This is a genomic window from uncultured Ferrovibrio sp., assembly GCF_937960835.1.
GTDB lineage: Bacteria > Pseudomonadota > Alphaproteobacteria > Ferrovibrionales > Ferrovibrionaceae > Ferrovibrio.
The window spans coordinates 51,692-75,014 of sequence record NZ_CALGPC010000017.1 but is presented as its reverse complement, the minus strand read 5'-3'; the positions used below and the strand labels follow the sequence as shown (position 1 = coordinate 75,014).

General features: G+C 61.6%; 21 protein-coding genes. 10 read left to right on the top strand and 11 right to left on the bottom strand.

Features of this window, described 5'->3' with window-relative positions:
- Positions 1–75: 75 nt before the first annotated feature.
- Positions 76–462: a DNA-directed RNA polymerase subunit omega gene (rpoZ, locus tag Q0603_RS16980; RefSeq protein WP_298727902.1), complete on the bottom strand. Its 387-nt coding sequence runs from the start codon at positions 460–462 to the stop codon at positions 76–78.
- 104 nt (positions 463–566) lie between these two features.
- Positions 567–1,073 carry a 2-amino-4-hydroxy-6-hydroxymethyldihydropteridine diphosphokinase gene (folK, locus tag Q0603_RS16975; RefSeq protein ID WP_298727899.1) on the bottom strand — a complete coding sequence of 169 codons (507 nt, stop codon included), beginning with the start codon at positions 1,071–1,073 and terminating at the stop codon, positions 567–569.
- Positions 1,074–1,163: 90 nt separating this feature from the next.
- On the opposite strand from folK, the gene Q0603_RS16970 reads away from it, so the two are divergent.
- Complete coding sequence (locus tag Q0603_RS16970; protein ID WP_298727896.1) at positions 1,164–1,826, top strand: NYN domain-containing protein; 663 nt, start codon at positions 1,164–1,166, stop codon at positions 1,824–1,826.
- 11 nt (positions 1,827–1,837) lie between these two features.
- Positions 1,838–2,506: a uracil-DNA glycosylase gene (locus Q0603_RS16965; protein ID WP_298727893.1), complete on the top strand. Its 669-nt coding sequence runs from the start codon at positions 1,838–1,840 to the stop codon at positions 2,504–2,506.
- On the opposite strand, the gene Q0603_RS16960 is transcribed toward Q0603_RS16965, so the two are convergent.
- Positions 2,503–4,089 (bottom strand): ABC transporter substrate-binding protein, encoded by a 1,587-nt coding sequence (locus tag Q0603_RS16960; RefSeq protein ID WP_298727891.1) that lies wholly within the window; start codon positions 4,087–4,089, stop codon positions 2,503–2,505. The two genes, Q0603_RS16965 and Q0603_RS16960, sit on opposite strands and share 4 nt — an antisense overlap.
- Before the next feature lie 72 nt (positions 4,090–4,161).
- Between Q0603_RS16960 and Q0603_RS16955 the strand changes: the two genes are divergently transcribed.
- Entirely contained in the window at positions 4,162–5,703 is a 1,542-nt protein-coding gene (locus tag Q0603_RS16955) for a M81 family metallopeptidase (protein ID WP_298727888.1), read from the top strand.
- A 4-nt stretch (positions 5,704–5,707) separates the two neighbouring features.
- Here Q0603_RS16955 and Q0603_RS16950 read toward each other — a convergent pair whose 3' ends face one another.
- Genes Q0603_RS16950 through dapA form a run of 3 tightly spaced genes read right to left on the bottom strand, consistent with a single transcriptional unit; the run spans position 5,708 to position 7,793 of the window.
- Positions 5,708–6,379: a sulfite oxidase-like oxidoreductase gene (locus Q0603_RS16950; RefSeq protein ID WP_298727883.1), complete on the bottom strand. Its 672-nt coding sequence runs from the start codon at positions 6,377–6,379 to the stop codon at positions 5,708–5,710.
- Between the two features lie 28 nt (positions 6,380–6,407).
- Positions 6,408–6,869 (bottom strand): SsrA-binding protein SmpB, encoded by a 462-nt coding sequence (gene smpB, locus Q0603_RS16945; protein ID WP_298727881.1) that lies wholly within the window; start codon positions 6,867–6,869, stop codon positions 6,408–6,410.
- Between the two features lie 6 nt (positions 6,870–6,875).
- The gene (dapA, locus tag Q0603_RS16940) at positions 6,876–7,793 is read right to left on the bottom strand and encodes a 4-hydroxy-tetrahydrodipicolinate synthase (protein WP_298727878.1); all 918 of its coding nucleotides are present in this window, start codon (positions 7,791–7,793) and stop codon (positions 6,876–6,878) included.
- Between the two features lie 144 nt (positions 7,794–7,937).
- On the opposite strand from dapA, the gene Q0603_RS16935 reads away from it, so the two are divergent.
- The 6 genes from Q0603_RS16935 to pcaF are packed head-to-tail and all read left to right on the top strand — an operon-like array spanning position 7,938 to position 15,673.
- Positions 7,938–10,124 (top strand): lytic transglycosylase domain-containing protein, encoded by a 2,187-nt coding sequence (locus Q0603_RS16935; RefSeq protein WP_298727876.1) that lies wholly within the window; start codon positions 7,938–7,940, stop codon positions 10,122–10,124.
- Positions 10,125–10,143: 19 nt separating this feature from the next.
- Positions 10,144–10,830: a haloacid dehalogenase type II gene (locus tag Q0603_RS16930; protein WP_298727873.1), complete on the top strand. Its 687-nt coding sequence runs from the start codon at positions 10,144–10,146 to the stop codon at positions 10,828–10,830.
- Positions 10,827–11,687 carry an alpha/beta hydrolase gene (locus Q0603_RS16925; protein ID WP_298727870.1) on the top strand — a complete coding sequence of 287 codons (861 nt, stop codon included), beginning with the start codon at positions 10,827–10,829 and terminating at the stop codon, positions 11,685–11,687. Before Q0603_RS16930 ends, Q0603_RS16925 begins: the two co-directional genes overlap by 4 nt.
- Positions 11,684–13,417 carry a gamma-glutamyltransferase gene (gene ggt, locus Q0603_RS16920; RefSeq protein ID WP_298727868.1) on the top strand — a complete coding sequence of 578 codons (1,734 nt, stop codon included), beginning with the start codon at positions 11,684–11,686 and terminating at the stop codon, positions 13,415–13,417. Before Q0603_RS16925 ends, ggt begins: the two co-directional genes overlap by 4 nt.
- Before the next feature lie 3 nt (positions 13,418–13,420).
- A complete protein-coding gene (locus Q0603_RS16915) occupies positions 13,421–14,428 on the top strand; it encodes a threonine/serine dehydratase (RefSeq protein WP_298727865.1) in 1,008 nt (335 codons plus the stop codon).
- A 42-nt stretch (positions 14,429–14,470) separates the two neighbouring features.
- A complete protein-coding gene (gene pcaF / locus Q0603_RS16910; protein WP_298727862.1) occupies positions 14,471–15,673 on the top strand; it encodes a 3-oxoadipyl-CoA thiolase in 1,203 nt (400 codons plus the stop codon).
- Between the two features lie 15 nt (positions 15,674–15,688).
- Here the strand turns inward: pcaF and Q0603_RS16905 are convergent, their stop codons facing one another.
- Entirely contained in the window at positions 15,689–17,506 is a 1,818-nt protein-coding gene (locus Q0603_RS16905; protein WP_298727860.1) for a methyl-accepting chemotaxis protein, read from the bottom strand.
- 453 nt (positions 17,507–17,959) lie between these two features.
- On the opposite strand from Q0603_RS16905, the gene Q0603_RS16900 reads away from it, so the two are divergent.
- Entirely contained in the window at positions 17,960–18,169 is a 210-nt protein-coding gene (locus tag Q0603_RS16900; RefSeq protein WP_298727858.1) for a hypothetical protein, read from the top strand.
- Here Q0603_RS16900 and Q0603_RS16895 read toward each other — a convergent pair whose 3' ends face one another.
- The 4 genes from Q0603_RS16895 to Q0603_RS16880 form a co-directional block, all read right to left on the bottom strand.
- The gene (locus Q0603_RS16895) at positions 18,170–19,150 is read right to left on the bottom strand and encodes a pentapeptide repeat-containing protein (RefSeq protein WP_298727856.1); all 981 of its coding nucleotides are present in this window, start codon (positions 19,148–19,150) and stop codon (positions 18,170–18,172) included.
- Positions 19,151–19,218: 68 nt separating this feature from the next.
- On the bottom strand, positions 19,219–19,752 hold the full coding sequence (locus tag Q0603_RS16890; protein WP_298727854.1) for a gamma carbonic anhydrase family protein: 534 nt from the start codon (positions 19,750–19,752) through the stop codon (positions 19,219–19,221).
- A complete protein-coding gene (gene argC, locus Q0603_RS16885; protein WP_298727852.1) occupies positions 19,749–20,798 on the bottom strand; it encodes an N-acetyl-gamma-glutamyl-phosphate reductase in 1,050 nt (349 codons plus the stop codon). The genes Q0603_RS16890 and argC overlap by 4 nt, the downstream gene beginning before the upstream one ends.
- A 74-nt stretch (positions 20,799–20,872) precedes the next feature.
- Entirely contained in the window at positions 20,873–23,215 is a 2,343-nt protein-coding gene (locus Q0603_RS16880; protein WP_298727850.1) for a methyl-accepting chemotaxis protein, read from the bottom strand.
- Between the last annotated feature and the right edge of the window lie 108 nt (positions 23,216–23,323).

The window sequence follows — 23,323 nt, the reverse complement described above, 5'->3', positions numbered from 1 at the left end:
CGGTTAATCCTAAACGTTAATTTTTGATCGAAACGTCGGCGGGAACAAGCCCGCCGACACCGGAAAAACGAGGTTTTACTCCTCGTCAGCCACTTCGGGCTCGTCGCCGCCTTCGTCGCCGTCGGCTTCTTCAATCGACATGCTGTCGGCCAGGTCCTCGGTATCCTGCTGGACACCGGCCCATTCACCCGACTGCATCAGGGCGGCCATGTTGTCCTCTTCAGGCTCGTCGACCTCGACATGCTTCTGCATGCCGCCGATCATCCGCTGCCGCAGACCCTCGATATCGACGGTTTCCTCAGCGATTTCGCGCAGGGCGACGACCGGATTCTTGTCGTTATCGCGATCCACCGTCAGGGCCGCGCCGGACGAAATCGCCCGCGCGCGCTGCGCAGCGAGCAGAACCAGCTCGAAACGGTTGGGGATCTTGAGAACGCAATCTTCAACTGTGACGCGGGCCATGGCTTACCCTCAAGGAAACGGCTAAAGCGGGTCTTATAAAGGGCGCTTCACCCCGGTTGCAAGCCCTCCGTGACCGCTGCAATCTGATGTTGGCCGGGAAGAAATTACATCAACTTATTGATATTTAATGGCACTGCCCCCGAAATCAAGGTTTCCAGGCCGGCCCCAGTGGCTGGATGGCGCCAGTTTGGGGCGATTTCCTGAAGGGGCAGCAGGACAAAGAGCCGGTCCTGCAGCCGGGGATGAGGCAGAATGGCCCCCACCGGGGCTCCGCTGACCCGCCCGCAGTAGTCGATCAAATCCAGATCCAAAACCCGTGCCTCCCAGCGCTGCCGCCGCACCCGGCCGAAAGCGGCTTCGACCTGATGCAACAACTGTAGGAGTTCATCGGGCGGCAAACTCGTTTCAATCTCGAATATGCCATTGATGAAGTCGGGCTGATCGGAAGCAGGTTGCGGAGAAGAACGCCACCATGACGAGCGCCGCCGGATGACGATGCCCTTTTCAACGAGCATCGCAGCAGCAGCTTCCAACGTTTTTTGCGGCGAGCCATGATCGCTAGGGAGATTCGCTCCCAATGCAATATAGATGCCGCCTTCTGTTGCAGACATTTTCTGCTTGCCTTAAACGCTGTGCCCTCTAAGACATCTTCTCATACGACGTAAGCGTCATTGTACCAAAGCAATACGACAGGATTCGTGATGAAGTTTTACACACAGGAGCGCATTGCGCTCTTTATCGATGGTGCCAATCTTTATTCCGCTGCACGCACTTTGGGATTTGAAATCGACTATCGCCGTCTGCTCGACACCTTCCGCAAAGAAGCGCACCTGGTGCGCGCCTTCTACTACACAGCGCTGGTGGAGGATCAGGAATACTCACCTCTCCGCCCCTTGATCGACTGGCTGGACTATAACGGGTTCACCATGGTGACCAAGCCGGCCAAGGAATACACCGACGCGGCCGGGCGGCGGAAGATCAAGGGCAACATGGATATCGAGCTGGCAATCGACGTGATGGAGATGGCTCCGCATGTGGACCATGTGGTGCTGTTCTCCGGCGATGGCGATTTCCGCCGCCTTGTCGACGCCGTGCAGCGCAAAGGCGTGAGGGTCAGCGTGGTCAGCACTACCAAGACGCAGCCGCCGATGGTGGCCGATGAACTGCGACGCCAGGCGGACAACTTCATCGAGCTGCAAGACCTGATGCCGAAGATCATGCGAGATCAGGCAGCACGAGAAGCCTCGCGCACGGCCGGCCTGCAGGCCACGCTGCGCACCGGCCAGGCCGCCTCCAGCGCAGCATCCGCCGTGGACGATTTCGACGAAATCGACACGGCCGATCCCAGAAAGCACCTGCGCTGACCAGACCGGCAATGACCAGCCTGCCTGCGCCCCCCAGCCGCGATTGCAGCCTATGCCCTCGTCTGGCCTCCTTCCGCGAGGCCAATCGCGCTGCCTATCCCAACTTCTTCAACGCACCGGTGCCGTCCTGGGGTGATACGCAGCCGGCCCTGCTGATAGTCGGTCTGGCGCCTGGCCTTAAAGGCGCCAATCGCACTGGGCGGCCGTTTACGGGGGATTATGCAGGTGATCTGCTCTACAGCACCTTGATCAAATACGGCTTCGCCAAAGGCGTATTCCGTGCCGATCCCAATGACGGCCTGCAACTGGTGCGATGCCGCATCACCAATGCGGTGAAATGCGTTCCGCCGGAAAACAAGCCGACGCCGGCAGAAACCAAGACCTGCCTGAAGAATTATCTGGAGCACGAACTGGCGGCGCTGTCTACCTTACGCGCCATTCTCGCCCTGGGCCAGATCGCTCATGTGGCGGTACTGGATGCGCTCAAGGTCAAACGGAGCAGCGCTCCGTTCGGTCATGGCGCGGAGAACAGGCTGCCGAATGGCGTGACCTTGTTCTCCAGCTACCACTGCTCACGCTACAACACGAACACGGGCCGTCTCACCGAGGCCATGTTCCATTCGGTCTTCGACCGGATCGTTGCCGCCGCGAATGCGGCGGCAACACCCCAACCTGCTTAGGAAGCGCGCGGCTTCATCATCAGAGCGTTGAAACGGCGCTCCGGCCGCGGGGTGATGACGATCTCCCGCTTGCTGGCCATTTCCCAGTTGGGATGGAAGACCGGGATAATGGCCTGCGTTTCGATTGACGCTTCGATGGCCTGCTGCACCAGCGGCTTCCGCTTCACCGGATCCATCTCGGCTTGCGCCTTCTCGATGATCGCATCGATGGCCGGATCCGAGAATTTGGTGCGGTTGGCAGTACCGTAGATGCCGCCCGGCGTATGCACCAGCGCGCGGGGACCGATGGAAGCCTCTTCGGTGCCATACTGCGCCATGAAGGCCGAGTATTCCTGCTTCGAAGCCTGGCTGAAGAACACCGTTCCCGGCAGAGCCTCGACATGCACCTGCAAGCCAAGACGGGTCCAGGTCTGGCCAACAGCCTGAGCGATATCGCGATCCTTCGGATAACGGTCGCCCGTGGCATGCAGGGTGATCTTGAAACCATTGGGGTAGCCGGCCTCGGCAAGCAGAGCCTTCGCACGATCAAGATCGAAAGGATCGACCTTGAGCTTGGTGCTGGTGCCATCAAAGCGAGGCGGCAGGAACTGAGATGCAGGCGTTGCTGCTCCATCCAGCAGGCGATCGACGATCAATTGACGATTGATCGCCAGCGACAAAGCCTTGCGAATGCGCTTGTCACGCAGAGGATTGCCCTTCAGCGGCGGCTGACCATCCTTGGCCGAAACGAAGGGGCTTTCGTCGCGGACAGCGTCGAGTGCAATATACTGAACTGTCGCCGCAGGGCCGCTGGTGATGGTGAAACGCTGGTCCTGGCGGATGCGCGGCAGGTCGATTGTCGGCACCTCGTCGATGGCATCAACGTCACCGGCCAGCAATGCAGCGATTCGGCCGGCATCGCCCTTGATCACCCGCTCGGTCACCTGCGCCCAGGGTTCCTTCGGCCCCCAGTAATTGTCGTTGCGGACCACCGTCAGGTGCTGGCCATTGACCCATTCGGCATACTTGTACGGCCCAGTACCGACCGCCGCCGTACCGGCGTTGAAATCGGCCGTCGAGGCCGTTGCGAATTTCTTTTGAATGATGAATACGCGAGCAAGATCGTGCGCCAGGGTCGGCGTCGGAGTTTCCGTGTGGAAGCGAATCCGGTGATCGCCGAGCTTTTCTGCACGCGAGATCGTCCGTGTGAATTGCGTAAAGGGATTCGGGCTGTTCGGAACGTTCGGCACGCGCTCCAGCGTGGCGATCACGTCATCGGCGGTGAACGGCGTACCGTCATGGAACTTAACGCCCTGCCGCAGTTCGAACTCCCACGTCTTCTCATCCACAAGACGCCAGGAGGTCGCCAAGGCGGGCACCAGGTTCAGTTCGCTATCCAGCGCAGTTAACGCGTCGAAAATAAGCTTATGCGACGACCCTTGCGGGAATCCGTTGAAGAAATGCGGATCAAGGGTATTCAGCTCCAGTTTGGTGCCGATGCGCAGATGAGATGTCGTTTGTGCAAACCCGTGCGGTGCAAACGTACCGGCGGCGAAAGCGGCCAACGTTCCGCCCATGAACAAGCGACGTGATACAAGAAACATTCCAGACATCCCTCTCTTTTGATATCGTCCCCGACGCTATTGGTCGCCTTCGTGCAGCAGGATGTCAATCATATGATACGGTCTAAGCCCATTACATCTCGTCATACGCCGCGTATTGCGGTGGGTGGCTTCATGCTGGAGAGCAACGGCCACGCTCCGGTATCGACCAGAGAGGAATTCGCCGCGAATGTCCTGCTCGAAGGCAAAGACCTGCTCGCAGATCTTGCGCAATCCAACCCGCGCAGTCCAACGACGCTGACGGGTTTCGCCGCTGAAATGAATGCCACAGGCGACTGGGAATGCGTGCCTCTGATCATGGCCGCCGTCGGCGCGTCGGGACCGGTGGATCAGACGTTTTTCGACTGGGTGGTCGAGCGTCTGCGGACTCATCTGAAGGCAGCCGGACCGCTCGACGGCATTTTCCTGTCACAGCACGGCGCGGCGACGGCAACGGGAGATATCGATCCCGATGCCACGATTTTTCGCGCGGTTCGCGAGATTGTCGGGCCGAACGTTCCGGTCGTGGCCACTTTGGACCTGCACGCCAATGTCAGCGCTGATATGGTGAAGCTGGCCGATATCCTCGTCGCCTATCGCTGCAACCCGCATACCGACATGCCGGACCGCGGCGCCGATTGCGCGCGCCATCTTCGGGCAATGCTCGGCGGCATGCGCCCTCATGCTGCGTTCGTGAAGCTGCCGTTCATCCCGCCTTCCACCAGCCAGAACACGAAGTCAGGCCCCTATGCCGACGTCATCGCCTACGGCCAGAGCAAGCTTGATAACGAAGTGATCGATGTTTCGGTCTCGTCCGGCTTCTCGCTGGGCGATACCCCGAAAAACGGAATGTCAGTGATCGTCACCGCCACCAATGGTGAAAGAGCCAAGGCGGTTGCGCGCGACGTTGCAACCTTTGCCTGGTCGCAGCGCAAGCGCTTCACCACCAATCTCACTCCGCTTGCAGAGGCCACGCAGATGGCGCTGGCCTGCGGCCAGGATCCCAGCCGCCCCGCGCTGCTCTTTGCCGACGTAGCTGACAATCCTGGCGGCGGCGGACGCGGCAACACCACCTACATCCTGAGTGCCTTCCACAAGGCTGGCGTTACCGGCTGCGCCATCGGTCCGGTTTTCGATCCTGAGCTGGCGGCCGAAGCCCATCGCCTCGGCATCGGCGCCACTTTCCAGGCCAGGTTCAACCGCAGCGAAACGACGACCTTCTCCGAGCCCTTCTCAGCGCAGGGCAAAGTCATCGCATTGAGCGATGGCAAGTTTGTCGGCCGCCGCGGCATGGCGGCAGGGCGCAGCATGGATATGGGACCTGCGGCCATCGTCGCCGTCGGCGGCATCCAGGTGGTGGTAACCACCATCCGGCATCAGGCGCTCGATCCGATGTTCTTCGAAACCTTCGGCATCGAGATTCCGAAACTGCGCAGCCTGGTGGTGAAGTCACGCGGTCATTTCCGCGCTGGCTTCGATGAGTTCTTCCCCGACGACTGCATCATCGAGGTGGATGTACCGGGCCTGACCACGCCGGTACTGCAGAACGTGCCCTGGCGCCAGGTGCCGCGGCCGATCTATCCGCTGGATCCCGACATGGAATGGGCGCCGAACTGAGGCTTCAGCCGTAGCGTTCTTCCTTCCAGGGATCACCGGTATTGTGATAGCCCCTGACTTCCCAATAGCCAGGGGCGTCACGATCCAGGAAGGCGATGTGCTTCACCCATTTTGCCGACTTCCAGAAATAGAATTGCGGCATCACGATCCTGACCGGACCGCCATGCTCGCGCGTGAGCGGCTGCCCGTCCCAGGAATGCGCCAGCAGAACATCGGAAGCGGCAAACATCTCCATGGTCACGTTGGTGGTGTAGCCATCGTAGGACTGGAAAACGATATGCCTGGCCTCCGGCTTAGGCCGGACCAGCTTGAGGAAGTCGACGGCCTTCACACCGGTCCAGCGGTTGTCATAGCGGGACCAGGCGGTGACGCAGTGAATGTCTGAGACGCTGTCGCTCTGCGGCAGATCGAGGAAATCGTTCCAGGTCAGCTTGACCGGGTTCTCGACGAGGCCGCCGGCGGTCAGCTGCCAGCGGTCCAGCTGGATATTCGGCTGTACGCCGAGATCGAGCACCGGCCAGTCGCGCACTAGGCGCTGGCCCGGCGGCAAGCGGCTCTTCTGCGGCGACGATACTTCGCCGGTCAGCAGGCGGCCCTCCCTGGCCCATTGCTGTTTGGAGGCGACCAGCTTGTCCTTGATCTGGCCGAGCAGACCGGGCTTGTAATCGTCACTCATCGGCACCTCCAGATCCTGGATGCGCGGATCAGCCCTTCTCGCGCATCAGGCGATGTTTCTCGCGCTGCCAGTCGCGCGCCTTTTCGGTCTCGCGCTTATCATGCAGCTTCTTGCCGCGAGCCAGGGCGATCTTCACCTTCGCCTTGCCGCGCTCGTTGAAATATATGGTCAGCGGCACCAGAGTCACGCCGCCGCGCTTGAGGCTCCCGATGAGTTTACCGATCTCCTTGCGCTTGAGCAGCAGCTTGCGCTGCCGCCGCGGCTCGTGGTTGAAGCGGTTCGCCCCGTGGTATTCAGGAATGTGGGAGTTGATCAGCCAGATCTCGCCACCCTGTTCGGTGGCGTAGGCGTCCTGGATGCTGGCACGGCCATCGCGCAGGCTTTTGACCTCCGAGCCGAGGAGAACCACTCCGGCGTCGAATATCTCGTCCAGATGATAGTCAAAGCGCGCCCGGCGGTTTTCGGCCACCGTGCGCGGTTGCTGTGCCATGAATGTCTACTTCTTCTTTTTGGCCTTGGCTTTGGCCTTCGACGCCTTGGGACCCTGCAGCCCCAGCGCCTTTACCACGGCCTTCACCTTGGCCTGGGTTTCCTTGGTCGGCTGCACCAGCGGCAGACGGACCTCGGCCGAGCAGATGCCGAGCAGCGAAGCGGCATACTTCACCGGGCCCGGATTGGCCTCGATGAACAGAACATTATGCAGCGGCATCAGCTTTTCCTGGATCGCCAGGGCCTTGGCATGATCGCCGGCAAGGCTGGCTTCCTGCATCTGAGCGACCAGCTTGGGCGCAATGTTGCCGGTGACCGAGATGCAGCCACGGCCGCCATGGGCGTTGAAAGCAATCGCGGTGGCATCGTCGCCGTCCAGCATGCAGAACTTCTCGCCCGACGCCGCGCGCTGCTTCAGCGGCCGCAGCAGGTCACCGGTAGCATCCTTCACGCCGCGGATGCGCGGCAGCTTGGACAGCGCCGCCATCGTCTCCACCGACATGTCGATCACGCAGCGCGGCGGGATGTTGTAGATGAAGATCGGAATCCGGGTCGCGTCGTGGATCGCCTTGTAATGCGCATAAAGGCCGGCCTGGGTCGGCTTGTTGTAGTACGGCGTGACAATCAGCGCCGCATCAGCACCGGCTTCCTGCGCGTGTCTGGTCAGCTCGATCGCCTCGTCGGTCGAGTTCGAGCCGGTGCCGGCCATGACCGGAACACGGCCATGCGCGGCTTCAATGCAGATCTCCACCACGCGCTTGTGTTCCTCATGGCTCAGGGTCGGAGACTCGCCGGTGGTGCCGACCGGAACCAGACCATGCGTGCCCTGGGCGATCTGCCACTCGACAAAATCGCCGAATGCTTTTTCGTCCACCTTACCGTTTTTAAACGGGGTGATCAGTGCGACGAATGAGCCCTTGAACATCGGCGTATCCTTTGTCTTGCGCCAAAAATTGAGACGGATAAGTCGCGAACATACCCGCGCCCGTCTTGCCCTTCAAGTGCAAGCCGCGCTTTTGCCCAAGGCGGGCGCCTGCTATCATCTATTTGGTTTCACGAAAGATTCGACGTGCACAGACGCCGCCTTGCCGACTTGACCCGCATGGCCAGCCGGACCGCCCGGACGGCGTGTTTCGCTGCCGCCTTCAGCGCCACCGCCGCCGTGGCCGGCGTTCCTGTGCCGGAAGCCAAGCCGAAGATCGGCGAAATGGCAGCCCTGTCCGAGGTCACGGCAATTGCGCCTGCGAAGATCGCGCCATTGCCAGCCAGCAAACCGCTGCGCGGCACCCCGCCCGCTCGGCCGGAGCAAACCCAGCTGCCTGCGCATCACACCCTGCTCAGCCGCTCGGATCGCGAGATCGGCAAGAAGGCAATGCAGGAGGCCGCCGCCGGCCGCTTCGATGCGGCCCGCCGGGTAGCGGCCCAGGCCAAAGAGCCCCTGGTGGCGGAACTGGTCCGCTGGCTGTGGCTGCAGACCTCCAACAGCGGCGCGTCCTTCGAAGAGATCGCTGCCTTCATTGAAACCAAGCCCGACTGGCCGGCCCGCGAGTCCATGCTGCGCCGCGCCGAGGAAAGCCTCGATGGCTCGGTCGGGGATAGCCGGATCCTGTCCTGGTTCGAGGCCCATCCGCCGCTCACCGGCCTGGGACTGTTGCGGCAAGGCGAAGCACTGGCCCGGCAAGGCCGGGAGGCAGAGGCCTTTGCAGTGCTGCGCCGGGCCTGGATCGAGGGCAATCTCGCGCTCAAGGACGAAAAGGCACTCTGGTCGGAGTTCGGCCAGCGCTTCGCGGCAGCGGACAACGCCGCCCGGGTCGACCGTCTGCTGTGGGACGGCAATCTCGAAGCGGCGCGACGGATGCTGCCCCGCCTCGACACGGAGACCCGGAAACTGGCTGAGGCGCGGATCGCGCTCGCCTCGAACACCCCTGGCGCCGACAAACTGGTGGCGGCCGTTCCAGCCCATCTGCGGGATGATGGCGGCCTTGCCTATGACCGTCTGCGCTGGCAGCGCCGCCAGGGCATGGACGATGTGATCGAAGCACTGCTCTACAACGCGCCGGACGATCTTGGGCGCGCCGAGAAATGGTGGGTGGAGCGGCATTTCCGCGCGCGGAAGGCAATCGGTGAAGGACGGGTCTCGGAGGCCTACCGGCTGGCGGCAGGACATGGCCTCAAAGGCGGCGCCGCGCTGGCTGACGCGGAATGGCTGGCCGGATGGATCGCCCTGCGTCTGCTGCAGGAGCCGCAGACGGCCCTGAAGCATTTCACGGCCCTGGTCGACAATGTCAGTTATCCGATCAGCGTGGCCCGTGCGGCCTATTGGCTCGGCCGCACCCAGGAAGCGCTCGGCGACCACGAGGCCGCGCGCAGCCAATATAAGCAAGCGGCCCAGCACAACACCACCTTCTATGGCCAGCTTGCCGCGCTGAAGCTTGATCCCGGCGGCAGGCTGCGGCTCCCAGACACGGCCTCTCCATCCATGGAGGCACGTCAGGCCTTCGATCGGCGTGAGGTCGTGCGGGCTGCGCGCATCCTGGTAGAATTGGATCAGGAAGAGCGGTTGCGGCCCTTCATCCTTCGCCTCGTGCATACCGCCGAGACCCCGGAGCAGCATCAGTTGGTTGCCGAATTGGCGCGCAATCTGCGGCGGGTCGATCTGGCCGTGATGGCGAGCAAGCGCTCCGCCCGGCAGAACATCATCCTTGTTCGCGAAAGCTATCCGCTGGTGGAACCGATGCTGCGGATGACGACACCGGAGACCGCTTTGGTCCTGGCCTTGTCGCGGCAGGAAAGCGAGTTCAACCAATTCGCCGTATCCTCCGCCGGCGCGCGGGGCCTGATGCAGCTCATGCCCGCAACCGCGAAGGGCGTTGCGAAAGATCTGAAGCTCGGCTTCCAGCAGGCGAAGCTCACCAACGACGCCACTTACAACGTGCAGCTTGGCACGCACTATCTGTCCGGTCTGCTGCGGAACTGGGACAACAATTACGTGCTGGCCCTGGCCGCGTATAATGCGGGCGAAGCCCGCGTGCGCCGCTGGATCCAGGAATGGGGCGATCCACGAAACAGCTCGGTCGATGTCATCGACTGGATCGAGTTGATCCCCTTCTCCGAGACGCGCAATTATGTGCAGCGCGTGCTGGAAGGCGTGCAGATTTATCGAGCGCTTTTGAGTACCGAGCCGCCGCTGCTTGACCGGCTGAATGTCGATATGCGCGGCTCACTGCAACAGGTCTGTAACACCACCACCTGCTGAACCGCTCCGGGAGAACCTTATGAACAAGGCTTCCGCCAGCATCAAAGCCTGCGTTTTCGATGCCTACGGCACCTTGTTCGATGTAAATGCCGCGGCTCGGGCTTTGTCTCAGGAACTTGGCGATGAATGGCTGCCGCTGGCAGAGACCTGGCGCACGAAACAGCTCAATTATTCCTGGCTGCGCAGCCTGATGGGCGCGCATGCCGATTTCTGGCAGCTTACAGGCGATGCGCTGGACTTCGCCCTCGAAAGCCGCGGCTTAAGCACCCCCTCACTCCGGCAGCGCCTGCTGGATTTGTACTACAATCTGGCCTGCTTCCCTGAAGTCCCCGAGGTGCTGCGGCAACTGAGAAAAGCCGGCTTCAAGACAGCCATTCTTTCCAACGGCACGCCAGCAATGCTGGAAGCCGCCTGCCGGTCCTCGGAAATTCTCGATCTCTTCGACCATGTCATTTCCGTCGAAGAAGTCGGAATCTACAAGCCAGATCCGCGCGTATACAGCCTCGTTGCCAGCCGGTTCAGTCTCGCACCGAACGAAATTGCCTTCCATAGCAGCAACGGCTGGGACATTCATGGCGGCAAACGCGCGGGCTTCTTTGCCATCTGGGTCAACCGCAGCGGCCAGCCTCTCGAGCGCCTGCCCCATCCGCCTGACAGAATCCTGCAGGACCTTACCGCCGTGCCGTCCATCCTGGAAACCGCATGACGCAATTCACCGAGCATTACTTTCACGCCCAGGATGACGTGCGGCTCTATTATCGCGATTACGGCAACCGGCGTTCCTCCCGCACGCCGCTTCTCTGTCTCTCCGGCCTGACCCGTAACAGCAAAGACTTTCACGACATAGCCTGCCGCCACGCCGAAACGCGCCGCGTCATAACGCTGGACTACCGTGGCCGCGGGCGCTCGGCATACGATCCCAATCCGCAAAACTATCAGGTGCCGGTTTATATCAACGACGTGATGCACCTGCTCGCGGTCACCCATGTCCATCGGGCGGTCGTACTGGGAACCTCCATGGGCGGCATCGTGGCCATGGGCGTGGCGGTTGCAATCCCCACTGCCCTTGCCGGCGTGATCCTGAATGACGTCGGACCTGAGATCAGCGAGACGGGCCGCCGCCGCATCGCCGGATATGTCGGCACCCAGGTTCATGTGCCCGATTATGATGCCGCGGCAGATCTATGGCGCCAGAATTATGCCGGCGCCTATCCTCGACTGGATGGCGAAGGCTGGCTGAAGCTGGCAAAAGCGACATTCACGGAAGATCCCCAGCGCAGCGGCCTGCGCCTGGATTACGACCTGAATATTGCGGTACCACTGCGTGAGCAGGCCCATGAACCGCTGCCGGATCTCTGGCCTTTGTTCCGGGCTCTGCGGCACGTTCCCCTTCTCGCCCTGCGCGGCGCTTTCTCAGATATCCTGACCGCCGATACCTTCGTCCGCATGAAGCGCGAACATGCAGGCATGATCGCCGTCACCGTGCCGAATGTCGGCCATGTTCCCATGCTGGACGAGACGGAAGCGCAATCTGCCATTGATGCCTTCCTGACAGATCTATGATGCGCCGTCTGATCCTTGGCTTCCTGATCCTGCTGCATGGTGCCTCAGCAGCAGCGCAAACCACCCTGGCACCGGAAGCCGCGACCGGGCGACTGGCCAAACAAGCCGTCGAGGCCTCTCGGCAAATGGTTGCAGCGGCCCATCCCTTAGCTGCGCAGGCCGGACTGGATATCCTGCGCCGTGGCGGCAGTGCGATAGATGCTGCCATCGCGACGCAGGCGATGCTGAACCTCGTCGAACCGCAATCTTCCGGGATCGGCGGCGGCGCCTTCATCCTTTACTGGGATGCCAAACAGAATCTGCTATACGCCTATGACGGACGCGAGACCGCACCGGCGGCCGCAACGCCAATGCGTTTTCTCAACCCCGATGGCGAACCGATGGCTTTTGCCGAGGCGGTGGTCGGAGGCCGCTCGGTCGGTGTTCCTGGACTGCTGCGTGTGTTGGAGATGGCGCATCGTGCCCATGGCCGGCTGCCTTGGGCCAATCTGTTCACGGCAGCCATCGAGACCGCCGACAACGGCTTCCCTGTCACGCCGCGTCTGCATCAATTGCTGAAATCCGATCCCGCCTTGCGACGCGATGCGAAAGCGCGTGACCTGTATTACGACACCAACGGTGAGCCGATTGCCATTGGAGCCCTGCTCCGCAATCCCGATCTTGCCGACAGTTTCAGGCGCATTGCTGCCCTAGGCGCGGACGGCTTCTATCGCGGTCCACTGGCTGAGGCGATTGTCGCAGCGGTCACCACGCATCCGCAGAATCCCGGCGACATAACTCTGGCGGATCTGGCCAATTATCAGGCCAAGGCCCGCACACCGCTTTGCGGCCGCTTTCGCCTGTTTACGCTGTGCGGCTTCCCGCCACCCAGCTCAGGCGGAATCGCTACGCTGCAGATTTTGGGCATCCTGGAAGCTCTCGGCCCGGCCCAGCCGGGACCAGTCGCGGTGCAGGACATCCATCGCTACAGCGAGGCAGCGCGGCTGGCCTTTGCCGACCGCGATGCGTATGTGGCCGATCCTGACTTCATTACCGTGCCGACGAACGGTCTGGTCGATAAGGCCTATCTCGCCGAACGCGCCAAGCAAATTCAGCCAGACAGCAGCATCGGCATAGCCAAGCCCGGGAGCCCACCGGGCCGCCGCGGCGCCATACCGCCGCTTGGCTATGGTCCGGCCGAAGCTGGTACGAGCCATATCTCGATCGTCGATCCAGAGGGCAATGCCCTGGCCATGACCACGACCATCGAAAGCGCCTTTGGCGCACGGCTCATGGTCGGCGGCTTCCTCTTGAACAACCAGTTGACCGACTTCTCCTTCCGGCCCGAGCGAGATCGCCGGCCCGTGGCTAACCGCGTGGAGGCGAACAAGCGCCCCCGCAGCTCGATGGCTCCCACCATTCTGTTCGACCCGAATGGCAATCTGTATGGCAGTCTGGGATCGCCGGGCGGCAGCGCCATCATCAACTACGTCACCCGAACAATCTGGCTGCACCTGGACAAAGGTTACGGTCTGCAGGCGGCCTTTGACCTTCCCCATTTCGGGAGCCGGAATGGGCCGACAGAGATTGAAATGGGCGCGCCGCCGGAATGGGTAGCCGCATTGGAAGCGATGGGACATCAGGTCAGGACACTGGAAATGACCAGTGGCCTGCATGGTATAACCAGAACCATACGAGGCTGGCTTGGCGCCGCCGATCCGCGTCGTGAAGGAATAGCAGTCGGAGATTGAAAAATGAACGCGCCCACCAAACTCCCCCCGCTTCCCACCATCGCGGATGTCGAGGATGCGGCCAGACAGCTGCGCGGGGTGGCGGTTAGGACGCCGCTGCTGGAAAGCCCGCTGCTGAATGAGAAGCTTGGCGGCCGGCTGCTGGTGAAGGCTGAACCTCTGCAACTCACCGGCTCATTCAAGTTTCGTGGTGCTTACAACCGCATCAGCCGGCTTTCGCCCGAGGAGAAGAAGCGCGGCGTTGTCGCCTTCTCGTCAGGTAACCATGCGCAGGGCACCGCTTATGCAGCTAAAATCTGCGGCACGCCCGCGGTCATCGTCATGCCGGCGGATGCGCCCGCAATCAAAATCGCCAACACCCGCGCCTATGGCGCCGAGGTGGTGCTCTATGACCGCTACAAGGAAAGCCGCGAGGAGATCGGCAATCGTTACGCCCGCGATCGCGGCATGACCTTGGTGCCGCCTTTCGACGACCCCTACATCATTTCAGGCCAGGGTACCGTGGGGCTGGAGATCCTAGCTCAATGTGCCGAGCGCGATGTCACGCCCGATGCCGTCCTGGCGCCCGCTTCAGGCGGCGGCCTGATCTCCGGCATTGCGCTGGCCATCAAAAGCCGGCTGCCTGATTGCCAGGTCCACTGCGCGGAGCCGGACAAGTTCGACGACATCGCGCAATCACTTAGAAGCGGACAAATCCAAAGCCATGACGGCAGCGGAAAAACCTTCTGCGATGCGTTGATGGCACCTCATCCGGGCGACATCACCTTTGGCGTCATGTCCGCCAATCTTGCGCCAGGCGTCACGGCGACCGATGCAGAAGTCGAAACGGCCATAGCCACAGCCTTCCATTACCTCAAGCTGGTGATTGAGCCGGGCGGCGCCGTCGCGCTTGCAAGCGTCCTGAACGGCAAAGTGCCGTGCGCTAACCGCACCATTGTCGTTGTCGCCTCCGGCGGAAATGTTGACTCCGCGCTGTACTCGGCCATCATCGGCCGCACATCACCCGTGTGATGCGACATTCCAGCCCGGACGAGAGACCCTAGGGAGAGACAAATGACCGAGGCTTTTATTTGCGACGCCATCCGCACGCCCATTGGCCGTTATGGCGGCGCGCTTTCAGCCGTCCGCGCCGACGATCTCGCGGCCATCCCGATCAAGGCATTGATGCAGCGTAATCCTGCGGTGGATTGGGAAGCGGTCGACGACGTCATCTATGGGTGCGCCAATCAGGCCGGTGAAGACAACCGCAATGTTGCGCGCATGGCGCTGCTGCTGGCGGGGCTGCCGGAAAAGGTGCCGGGCGCCACGGTCAATCGCCTGTGCGGCTCCGGCCTGGAAGCCGCGAGCGCCGGCGCCCGGGCAATCAAAACTGGCGAGGCCGACCTGATCATCACCGGTGGCGTCGAAAGCATGAGCCGGGCCCCCTTCGTCATGCCCAAGGCAGAGACGGCCTTTTCGCGCACCGTGGAAATACACGACACCACCATCGGCTGGCGTTTCGTCAACAAGCTGATGAAGCAGAAGTACGGCGTCGATTCCATGCCGGAGACGGCGGAGAATGTCGCCGAGCAGTTCCGTATCAGCCGCTCCGATCAGGATGCCTTCGCCCTGCGCAGCCAGCAGCGGGCGCTGAATGCCATCAAGCTTGGGCTGTTTGAAGCCGAAATCACCCCGGTGACGATCCCGAGCCGCAAGGGCGATCCGGTCGTGGTCGACCGCGACGAACATCCGCGCGAGACCACCATGGAGGCGCTGTCGCGCCTGCCCACGCCGTTCCGTCAGGGCGGCACGGTCACTGCCGGCAACGCGTCAGGTGTCAATGACGGCGCCGCGGCTCTGATCCTGGCCTCGGAAGCAGCCGCCAAGAAGCATGGCCTCACCCCCCGGGGACGGATCATCGCTACCGCGGTGGCTGGCGTGGCGCCGAGAATCATGGGGATTGGCCCGGCTCCGGCGACGGAGAAGGTGATGGCAAAAACCGGCCTCTCGATCCGAGATATGGATGTTATCGAGCTGAACGAGGCCTTTGCTGCGCAAGCCTTGGCTGTGCTGCGGGAACTGAAAATCCCCGACGATGCCACTTATGTGAACCCCAATGGTGGCGCCATCGCGCTGGGCCATCCGCTCGGCATGAGCGGCGCCCGGCTTCTGACCACGGCGCTGAACCAGCTCGAACGCACCGGCGGGCGTTATGCGCTTTGCACAATGTGCATCGGCGTCGGCCAGGGTATCGCAACGGTGATCGAGCGGGTCTAACCCGCTCGATTTTTTCTAGATCTTATAGCCGATGCGGAAGCCGCCCCAGTGGCGGCCCTGCACGATGATCGGCGCCGACATGTCTTTCATCAGGACAAACACGCCGCCGCCCATATCCCGCCGGTAGCATTGCAGCAGGTAAGGCTTGGTATTGCGCCCGCAGGCCAGGCCAACCGGATCGTTGAACATGCGCCGGTTACGAGAGTTCGCTGCATTCCAGACCGGATCGCTGCCCTGCGGCTGGCAGTATTTGAGGTTATGCGTGGGCAAGAAGCCGTTCCGGTCCACCGCCGCGCAGAATGAGATCGCGGAATTCGACTCCAGCAGCGGTTCCTGAATCTTGGGCAGATAGCTGTCGGTGAACTTCACGAAGCGGGTCATGAACTGCTGCGGATTCGTGCCCTTGATCGGCACGTAATTCTCGTCGAAGAAGTCTTCGAGCGTCATTTCCCCGCGCGCAATGGCTGCTTCGAAGATACTGCTGATTTCCGCTGCCGCCTTCTGCGCCGCAAGAAGGAAGGGCCGGTCCGCCGGCGTGGTGACAAAGGCGATCTGCGTCGCCAGATTGGCGACCTGCTGGTCGATATCCTGAATGGCGTTGCCGGTACGCTGCACGACCGACAGATAGCCGCGCGTCGCCGCGTTGATGTCCATCAGGGCATGGCTGACGCCATCTACCCGGCTCGATTGCTCGGTGCTGGCCTGTTCGATTTCGTCCAGCTGCTGCCCCATGGAATCGATGGCTTCCGCGATGCGGCTCAAAACCGTTCCCGTCTCCCGCACCAGGGTGACGCCGGATTTCACCTTGTCGCTCGACTGCTTGATGATGGCGCCGATGTCCTTCGACGCGTTAGCCGAACGCTGCGCCAGCGCGCGCACCTCCTGCGCCACTACGGCAAAGCCCTTGCCCGCCTCGCCTGCCCGCGCCGCTTCGACTGAGGCGTTCAGCGCCAGCAGATTGGTCTGGAAAGCAATCTCATTGATCAAAGAGGTGATCTCCGAGATGCGCTGAGACATCTCGGCCATCTCGTTCATTGCCTCGATTGAGCGGTTTACCACCTGCACGCCGCTTTCGGCGGCGCTGCGGGCCTCGCCAGCCTTCTGGCTGGCACGTTTCGCGGCGGCCTCGTTGGCGCGGGCGGCTTCGCTGAGGCTGGCGGCGTCGGCGGCAGTCCGGTCAAGGCTTTCCGATTGCGCTTCCGCGCTCTGGGCTAAGCCTTTTGCTTCCTTGTTCAGTTCCACCGTTGCGCTGGAAATCGAATTGGCGGCCTGGACAATGGTGCCGATCACATTGCCCAGCCGGTCGATTGCCTGCATGGCCGCTTCGCGGATGACGGCGAAATCGCCGCCATGATTGCTTTCAATCCCTGACGACAAGTCGCCCTCGGCCATGCGGCCGAATAATGTCTTCAACTCGCTGACGACGTCATCCAGGGTCTCGGCCATCTGGTTGAAGCGCTCGGCAAGCCGATGCCCAGCGGCCTCGCTGGCACTGCCGCTGACCCGCTGATGCAGAATTCCCTCGCCCATGGCGGAGCAGAGCTCAGCCATGTCGTCAAGAATGGCGCTATCGGCGCGGCGGATCTGTTCAATCTCGGCCTCCAGCTGCGCGATGCGCTGCTGCAAGGCTACCTGCTTGTCCTGTTCGACTCGCCAAAGGCCGTTCAGGCGCATCAGGATGTCGCGCAGCGGCTTAGGCTGCGTTCCCAGTTCCGTCTCGGACGCTGGCCAACGGCTGAGAATGTCGGTCAGCCCTCCAGCTGTGGCCAATGACGTGATGAGAAGAATCTCGGCGAGAAGGAAAGGCAGCCCAACTGCCAGCGCCCATGTCAACGATGCGACATCCACCCTGTATACCGACCACACCCAACCGAGAACGATGCCAATCGCGATTGCGATAGCCAGACCAATCCGAAAGCCCGCCGGTAGAGCAGACAGAATCCGCATAATCCCTCCCCAGGCCGAGGGTTCCCCCCTCGTTTTCGTTGCCTCACAGATGACGCGAATTGCAACGGTATTATTCGATTATTGCGTTCATCAGTCTATCTTAAAGGAGATTCACGTGTAGGCCGAACAGCGTAACAATCGCGGTTAAGGTTGTTCGACTTTGGTCGAAGCGCAGCGGCCGCCCCGTCCAAGCGTTTCATGTACGCCGGACGGCAAGCGGGCTTCGCCACGGCGGCCGTCGTCTCACCAAAGCAGAATGGCAAGTGCTGAGGGAATTGAGCGGCGCCGGTATAAGCGAGGGGTTACCTTTCCCTAACCTTTTCCCGTCATTCTGGCAGAATGACCACCGATGCTGAGATATGGCGGGCCGCCCGGGACTTGATTGCCGAGCAAGGTCCACACCGCGCCGAGGCCTACGCGTATCGCCAGATCAACGAGATGGCGACGAGCGGCAATTTCGCCGGCAATCTCGTCTGGCGCCGGATTCACCGCGCCATCAAGGGCCTGAACAACAGCGCCAGCAAAGCTGCCTCAGCCACCAGACGCTGATCATCCTTTCCCGTCGCTTTGCACGACGGGCAGACCGCGGGCACCCTCCACCAAAGCGCCACGCAGATCAGCCTCGGCCAGATTGGCGTACATCAGGTTTGCTTCGCGCAAATCGGCGCAAATCAACTGTGCTCCATGCAGATTTGCATTCGACAGATTGGCCTTCCGCAGATCGGCGCCATTCAGGTTGGCCTTGATCAGATGCATGCGGGATAGATACCACCCTGCCAGGATTGCGCGGCGCCCGGCCTGACCTTCGGAATCAATCCAGGCTTGGTGGTCGCGCAGCACCTGATCAAGCACCTCTGGCGAAATCTCCTGCGGAATCTTCGCGCCGGTACCCTGCAGCTGTTTCATCAATTCGGCATTGAAGTCCGCAAGCTGGAAATTGGCATCGCGCAGCTTTGCATTCTTGAACTGCACGTTGGTGAGCGTGGAATACGAAAAGTCGGCCCCTTCCAGATCCGCATTGTCGAGGATCGCCCCGTCCAATATGGCACCGACGAAGGACGCGCCAAGAAGCTTTGCCTGGCTGAGATTGGTATTGTGCAAGACCGTATCGCTCAAGGATACGACGCCGCCTTTGCCATGCGGCTGAACCGGCGGCTCAGTCAGCGGCCGCATATCGGCATTTTCGAACCGGGTCCCCTTCAGGATCGCGCGCGACAGGTCCGCACCGCGCAGATTGGCCCAGACGAAACGGGCATTTGTCAGGTCCGCGCCGGAAAAATCGCAGCCGGTAAGCACCGCCTGGCTGAAATCGGAATTGCGCAGATCGGCACAATAAAAACGGCAGCCCCGGAAAACGGCCCGCTGGAGATTCATGCCGACCAGCTTGATGCCGGTGAGATCGACGCCAACCAGGGTCAGCTGCTTGCCGCGATTGAGCTTGCCCAGGCGCCCGGACAGAAAATCCCCATGCGCCTTGATCTGGTCGTACAAATCTTCAGGCCAGTCCGTATGTGCGGCGTCGGTGGTCATCATCCCATCCGTTAGGCCAGTCAGGCCAAAGAGGATGGTACGGTTACACAGCCGTTTTCAAGAATTCGTTAAAGCCCGGAGGCGAGCTGATCGCGGTAACTGGCCGCCAGCTTCGCGTAATGCGCTGCAGTGTTGTAGATATTCTGCAGTTCGTCCGTATCAAGACGACGCATCAGCTTGGCCGGACGGCCGGCCCATAATTCTCCGCGCCCGATGCGCTTTCCAGGGGTCAGCAACGCCCCCGCCGCCAGCATGCCTTCACTTTCGATCACGCAGCCGTCCATGACGGTAGCCTGCATGCCGACGAAGGAATTGTCTTCCAGTCTACAGCCGTGGATGAGTGCCAGATGGCCGATCGTCACGCCGGAGCCAATCACCGTCGCATAGCGGGCGCGCGTGACATGGACGATGCTGCCGTCCTGGATGTTCGTGCCCGCGCCGATGCGGATGCTGTTTACATCACCACGCAAAACGCAGCCAAACCAGATCGAACTTCCAGCACCGATTTCGGTATCGCCGATAACCGTGGCGTTAGGCGCAACAAAAACGTCTGGAGCAATAACCGGCGTTTTGTCACCAAATGGCAGGAGCAGCGGCTTCACGGGAACAGGGCAATCTGATCCAGGCCCGTCGTTTCCGGCAGGCCGAACATAACGTTGAAGTTCTGAATGGCCTGGCCGCTGGCACCCTTCATCAGGTTGTCGATCACGGAAAACAGCATCGCACGGCCCTTCACCCGATCGGCAAAGACACCGATATGGCAGGAGTTGGTGCCACGCACATGGCGCGTCTGCGGCGAAACACCCTGCGGGACGATCTGCACAAAAGGCTCGTCCTTGTAGCGCTCGACAAGCGATGCGCGCAGGTCGTCGGCGCTGACGCCAGGCCGCATCCTGACATAGATGCTGGACAGCATGCCGCGGTTCATCGGCATCAGATGCGGCGTGAAGCTGATGGCAATCTGCCGCCCGACAGCCTCGGACAGAATCTGCTCGATCTCCGGGCCATGCCGATGCGAAGCAACGCCATAGGCGTGGATGCCTTCGGCGACTTCGCAGTAGAGCGAGCCTTCCTTCAGCGCGCGTCCCGCGCCCGAGACGCCTGACTTCGCGTCGATGACGATATCGTCCGGGTCGATCTGATCGGCAGCCAGAAGTGGAATCAGCGGCAGTTGCGCCGAGGTTGGATAGCAGCCGGGATTGGCCACCAGCCGCGCCTTGGCGACCGCGGACCGGTAGACTTCCGTGAGGCCGTACACTGCCTCTTCCTGCAGCTTTGGCGCGCGATGCTCGTGGCCGTACCACTTGGCGTATTCAGCGGTATCCCGCAGCCGGAAGTCGGCCGAGAGATCGACGATCTTCAAATGCTCGGGCAGGCCAGCAATCACCTCCTGCGTGGTGCCATGTGGCAAGGCGCAGAAGACGGCATCGACGCCGCTCCAGTCCACTTCCTTGATGGTAACCAGCTTGGGCAGCCCAAGGCCAATGAACTGCGGGAAGACTGCTTCAATCCCCTCACCGGCCTTCCGGTCGGCCGTCAAGGCGACGATGCGGACGCGCGGATGACGCAGAAGAACTCGAAGCAGTTCAGCCCCGGTATACCCGCTGGCACCCAAAATCGCGACCCTAATGGCATCGGCCTTAGCCATACCGACCTCCTAAGAAAAAACGTCGCATCGGTATAACGCGCCAACCGGACGGGTCAAACGCTAAATTGTCACCCTCAAACGCGGAATTGTCCCACCAATTCCGCCAGTTCCTGGGCCTGACGGGCCATGGCCTGCGCCGAGGCCGTGGTTTGCTCGACCAGTGCCCCGTTGCGCTGGGTCATCTCGTCCATATTGGCAACGGCGGTATTGACCTCTTCCAGGCCCACCGCCTGCTCGCGGCTGGCGGAAGAGATTTCGCCGACGATATCGGCCACCTTCTTCACCGCCGTGACGATCTCCGACAGGCTTTCGCCAGCCAGGTTGACCAAGCGGGCGCCTTCGCGAACTTCGCCGGTGCTGGCCTGGATCAGCGCCTTGATGTCCTTCGACGCATTCGCCGACCGTTGCGCCAAGGCGCGCACCTCCTGCGCAACGACGGCAAAGCCCTTGCCCGCCTCGCCCGCACGCGCCGCTTCGACCGACGCATTCAGAGCAAGGAGGTTTGTCTGGAAAGCGATTTCATCGATCAGGCCGACAATGTCGGAGATCTTCCGTGCGCTTTCCTCGATCCGGCTCACCGCAGCGACGGCATCCTGCACGACGCTGCCGCCCCTCTCAGCCGTGTTGCGCGCCGACATGGCAAGCTGGTTGGCAGCCTCAGCGTTATCAGCGTTCTGCTTCACAGTCGCGGTAATCTCATGCATGGAGGCTGCCGTCTGCTCGAGGCTGGCTGCCTGCTGCTCGGTACGTCCGGCAAGGTCGTTGCTGCCCGAGGAGATTTCAGCCGCTGCGTCGCGAACCATGGCGGCCGCGCCGGTCACCTGTCCCACGGTCTCCGCCAGTTGCTGCGCGGTCCGGTTGGCATCCTGCTTCAGCCGATCGAACACACCGGCGTAATCAGCCGTGATCCGGTGGGTGAAGTCGCCGGTCGCCATGGCACCCAACGCCTTGCCCAGGTTGTCAAAGACATCTTCTACCGTGGCCAGCAAGGCGTTCACGCGCTCGCCCAGCCGCGCCATCATGCCTTCCAGCTGATGGGTATCGATCCGGGCCGACAGATCGCCGTCGGCAGCCTTGCCGACCACCTCGCCGACGGCGCGATCCAGCAGTTCTTCCTGTGCCCGCCGCTGCTCCTCGGCGGCCTGACGGTTGCGCTCGACCTGCTGCTGCAGTTGCTCGTTCTCCAGACCATTTTCCTTGAACACCTGTACGGCTCGCGCCATGTCGCCGATTTCGTCGCCACGATTGCGGTCGGGAACTTCAGTCTGCCATTCGCGATTGGCCAGTCGCCCCATGGCTGCGGTCAGGAAGGTCAGCGGATCGGCAATCCGGCGGCCGATATAGAGCCAGCCGACAAGGAAGGCTGCCAACAAGCTGGCGACCGCGACGGCGACCAGGATCGTCTTGCCGCCGGTGCTGGTCTGCTTGGCCTCGGTGGCTGCACCGACGACGCCCTGATTGGCTTCCGCAACCACCTTCTCGGCCGCAGCGCCAAGCCGTTGGGCCGCTTCGCGGCTGGCTTGCAGGGCGCGGCGGCCCTGTTCGAGCGCGGACAATTCCTGCTCACGCAGGCTGATCACGCCAATACCCGGACTGCCGAAATCCAGCACGGCGACAGCCGCCTTGGCGAGATCCTTATTGGATTTGACCTTCTCGATGAATTCCAGCCCGCGTTCGACCTTACCGGCAGACAGTTCATAGCGCCGGGAAATCGTCTGCAATTCGTCCATATTGGCCGCTTGCGCACCGACCGCCAGCAAACCAACGGTGTTATTGACCTCGGCAATCAGATTGGTGATGCCCTGCAGCATCAGCAGCTCGGTATTGGCAAGCTTGCCCAGCGCCTCCGACACCTTGTTCATGTCTCCGGAGCTGGTGGCCGAGGTCATGCTGGAGGTCAGTTCGAAAACCGCATCATCCACCATCGGAGCGGCGATCTGCAGGAACTGGCCGTGGATCGTGGTGAGCTTTTGCGTCTCCTCGATGCGGAATTGCGTGGTCCGCACCCGGGCATCCACAACCTGCCGCAACTGGCCGATGCTGCTGAGAAGGGTTTTGGTCTCCTTCTCGATCGTCTCGACGCCTTCGCCGCTCATCGTCGCGCTGATCACGTCCAGCGCCTTTTGGATATTCTCCTCTTTCTGCTGGATGCCGGCGACGAGCTGTTGGATTTCCTTTTCGTCCTGAGCCGTTACCAGGTCAGGCGCTACACCCGCTATATCGGCCACCCGTTCGGCCAGATTGAGGGCGGCGATAACAGTCGGAACGCCTTCGTCGGTGACCACCGTAATGGCGCTATCCAAACGGGACAGGGCAAACCATCCGGCAGCGGCAGAGACGAGCGCAAAGGAAGCAATGGCCCCGACTGCAATGTATAAACGCTGCCTGATTCCGACCTTCTGGAACGGAGCGGGCATATTAAACGCCATAACGAATCCCCCCTTATTACGCTCTCTCTACGGATTGTTCTGTTTTTTTCGTTTTCTCGCAACACAATGATTTGCTGGCAGAAAATGGAAGTAAGC

What these genes read in the sequence shown, in the direction of transcription:
- Q0603_RS16925 (WP_298727870.1), top strand. Translation starts at nt 10,827, where the DNA reads ATGACGCAATTCACCGAGCATTACTTTCACGCCCAGGATGACGTGCGG.
- dapA (WP_298727878.1), bottom strand. Translation starts at nt 7,793, where the DNA reads ATGTTCAAGGGCTCATTCGTCGCACTGATCACCCCGTTTAAAAACGGT.
- ggt (WP_298727868.1), top strand. Translation starts at nt 11,684, where the DNA reads ATGATGCGCCGTCTGATCCTTGGCTTCCTGATCCTGCTGCATGGTGCC.
- Q0603_RS16895 (WP_298727856.1), bottom strand. Translation starts at nt 19,150, where the DNA reads ATGACCACCGACGCCGCACATACGGACTGGCCTGAAGATTTGTACGAC.
- Q0603_RS16880 (WP_298727850.1), bottom strand. Translation starts at nt 23,215, where the DNA reads ATGCCCGCTCCGTTCCAGAAGGTCGGAATCAGGCAGCGTTTATACATT.
- rpoZ (WP_298727902.1), bottom strand. Translation starts at nt 462, where the DNA reads ATGGCCCGCGTCACAGTTGAAGATTGCGTTCTCAAGATCCCCAACCGT.
- Q0603_RS16950 (WP_298727883.1), bottom strand. Translation starts at nt 6,379, where the DNA reads ATGAGTGACGATTACAAGCCCGGTCTGCTCGGCCAGATCAAGGACAAG.
- Q0603_RS16960 (WP_298727891.1), bottom strand. Translation starts at nt 4,089, where the DNA reads ATGTTTCTTGTATCACGTCGCTTGTTCATGGGCGGAACGTTGGCCGCT.
- Q0603_RS16900 (WP_298727858.1), top strand. Translation starts at nt 17,960, where the DNA reads ATGACCACCGATGCTGAGATATGGCGGGCCGCCCGGGACTTGATTGCC.
- Q0603_RS16965 (WP_298727893.1), top strand. Translation starts at nt 1,838, where the DNA reads ATGACCAGCCTGCCTGCGCCCCCCAGCCGCGATTGCAGCCTATGCCCT.
- argC (WP_298727852.1), bottom strand. Translation starts at nt 20,798, where the DNA reads ATGGCTAAGGCCGATGCCATTAGGGTCGCGATTTTGGGTGCCAGCGGG.
- Q0603_RS16930 (WP_298727873.1), top strand. Translation starts at nt 10,144, where the DNA reads ATGAACAAGGCTTCCGCCAGCATCAAAGCCTGCGTTTTCGATGCCTAC.
- Q0603_RS16915 (WP_298727865.1), top strand. Translation starts at nt 13,421, where the DNA reads ATGAACGCGCCCACCAAACTCCCCCCGCTTCCCACCATCGCGGATGTC.
- folK (WP_298727899.1), bottom strand. Translation starts at nt 1,073, where the DNA reads ATGTCTGCAACAGAAGGCGGCATCTATATTGCATTGGGAGCGAATCTC.
- Q0603_RS16955 (WP_298727888.1), top strand. Translation starts at nt 4,162, where the DNA reads ATGATACGGTCTAAGCCCATTACATCTCGTCATACGCCGCGTATTGCG.
- smpB (WP_298727881.1), bottom strand. Translation starts at nt 6,869, where the DNA reads ATGGCACAGCAACCGCGCACGGTGGCCGAAAACCGCCGGGCGCGCTTT.
- pcaF (WP_298727862.1), top strand. Translation starts at nt 14,471, where the DNA reads ATGACCGAGGCTTTTATTTGCGACGCCATCCGCACGCCCATTGGCCGT.
- Q0603_RS16970 (WP_298727896.1), top strand. Translation starts at nt 1,164, where the DNA reads ATGAAGTTTTACACACAGGAGCGCATTGCGCTCTTTATCGATGGTGCC.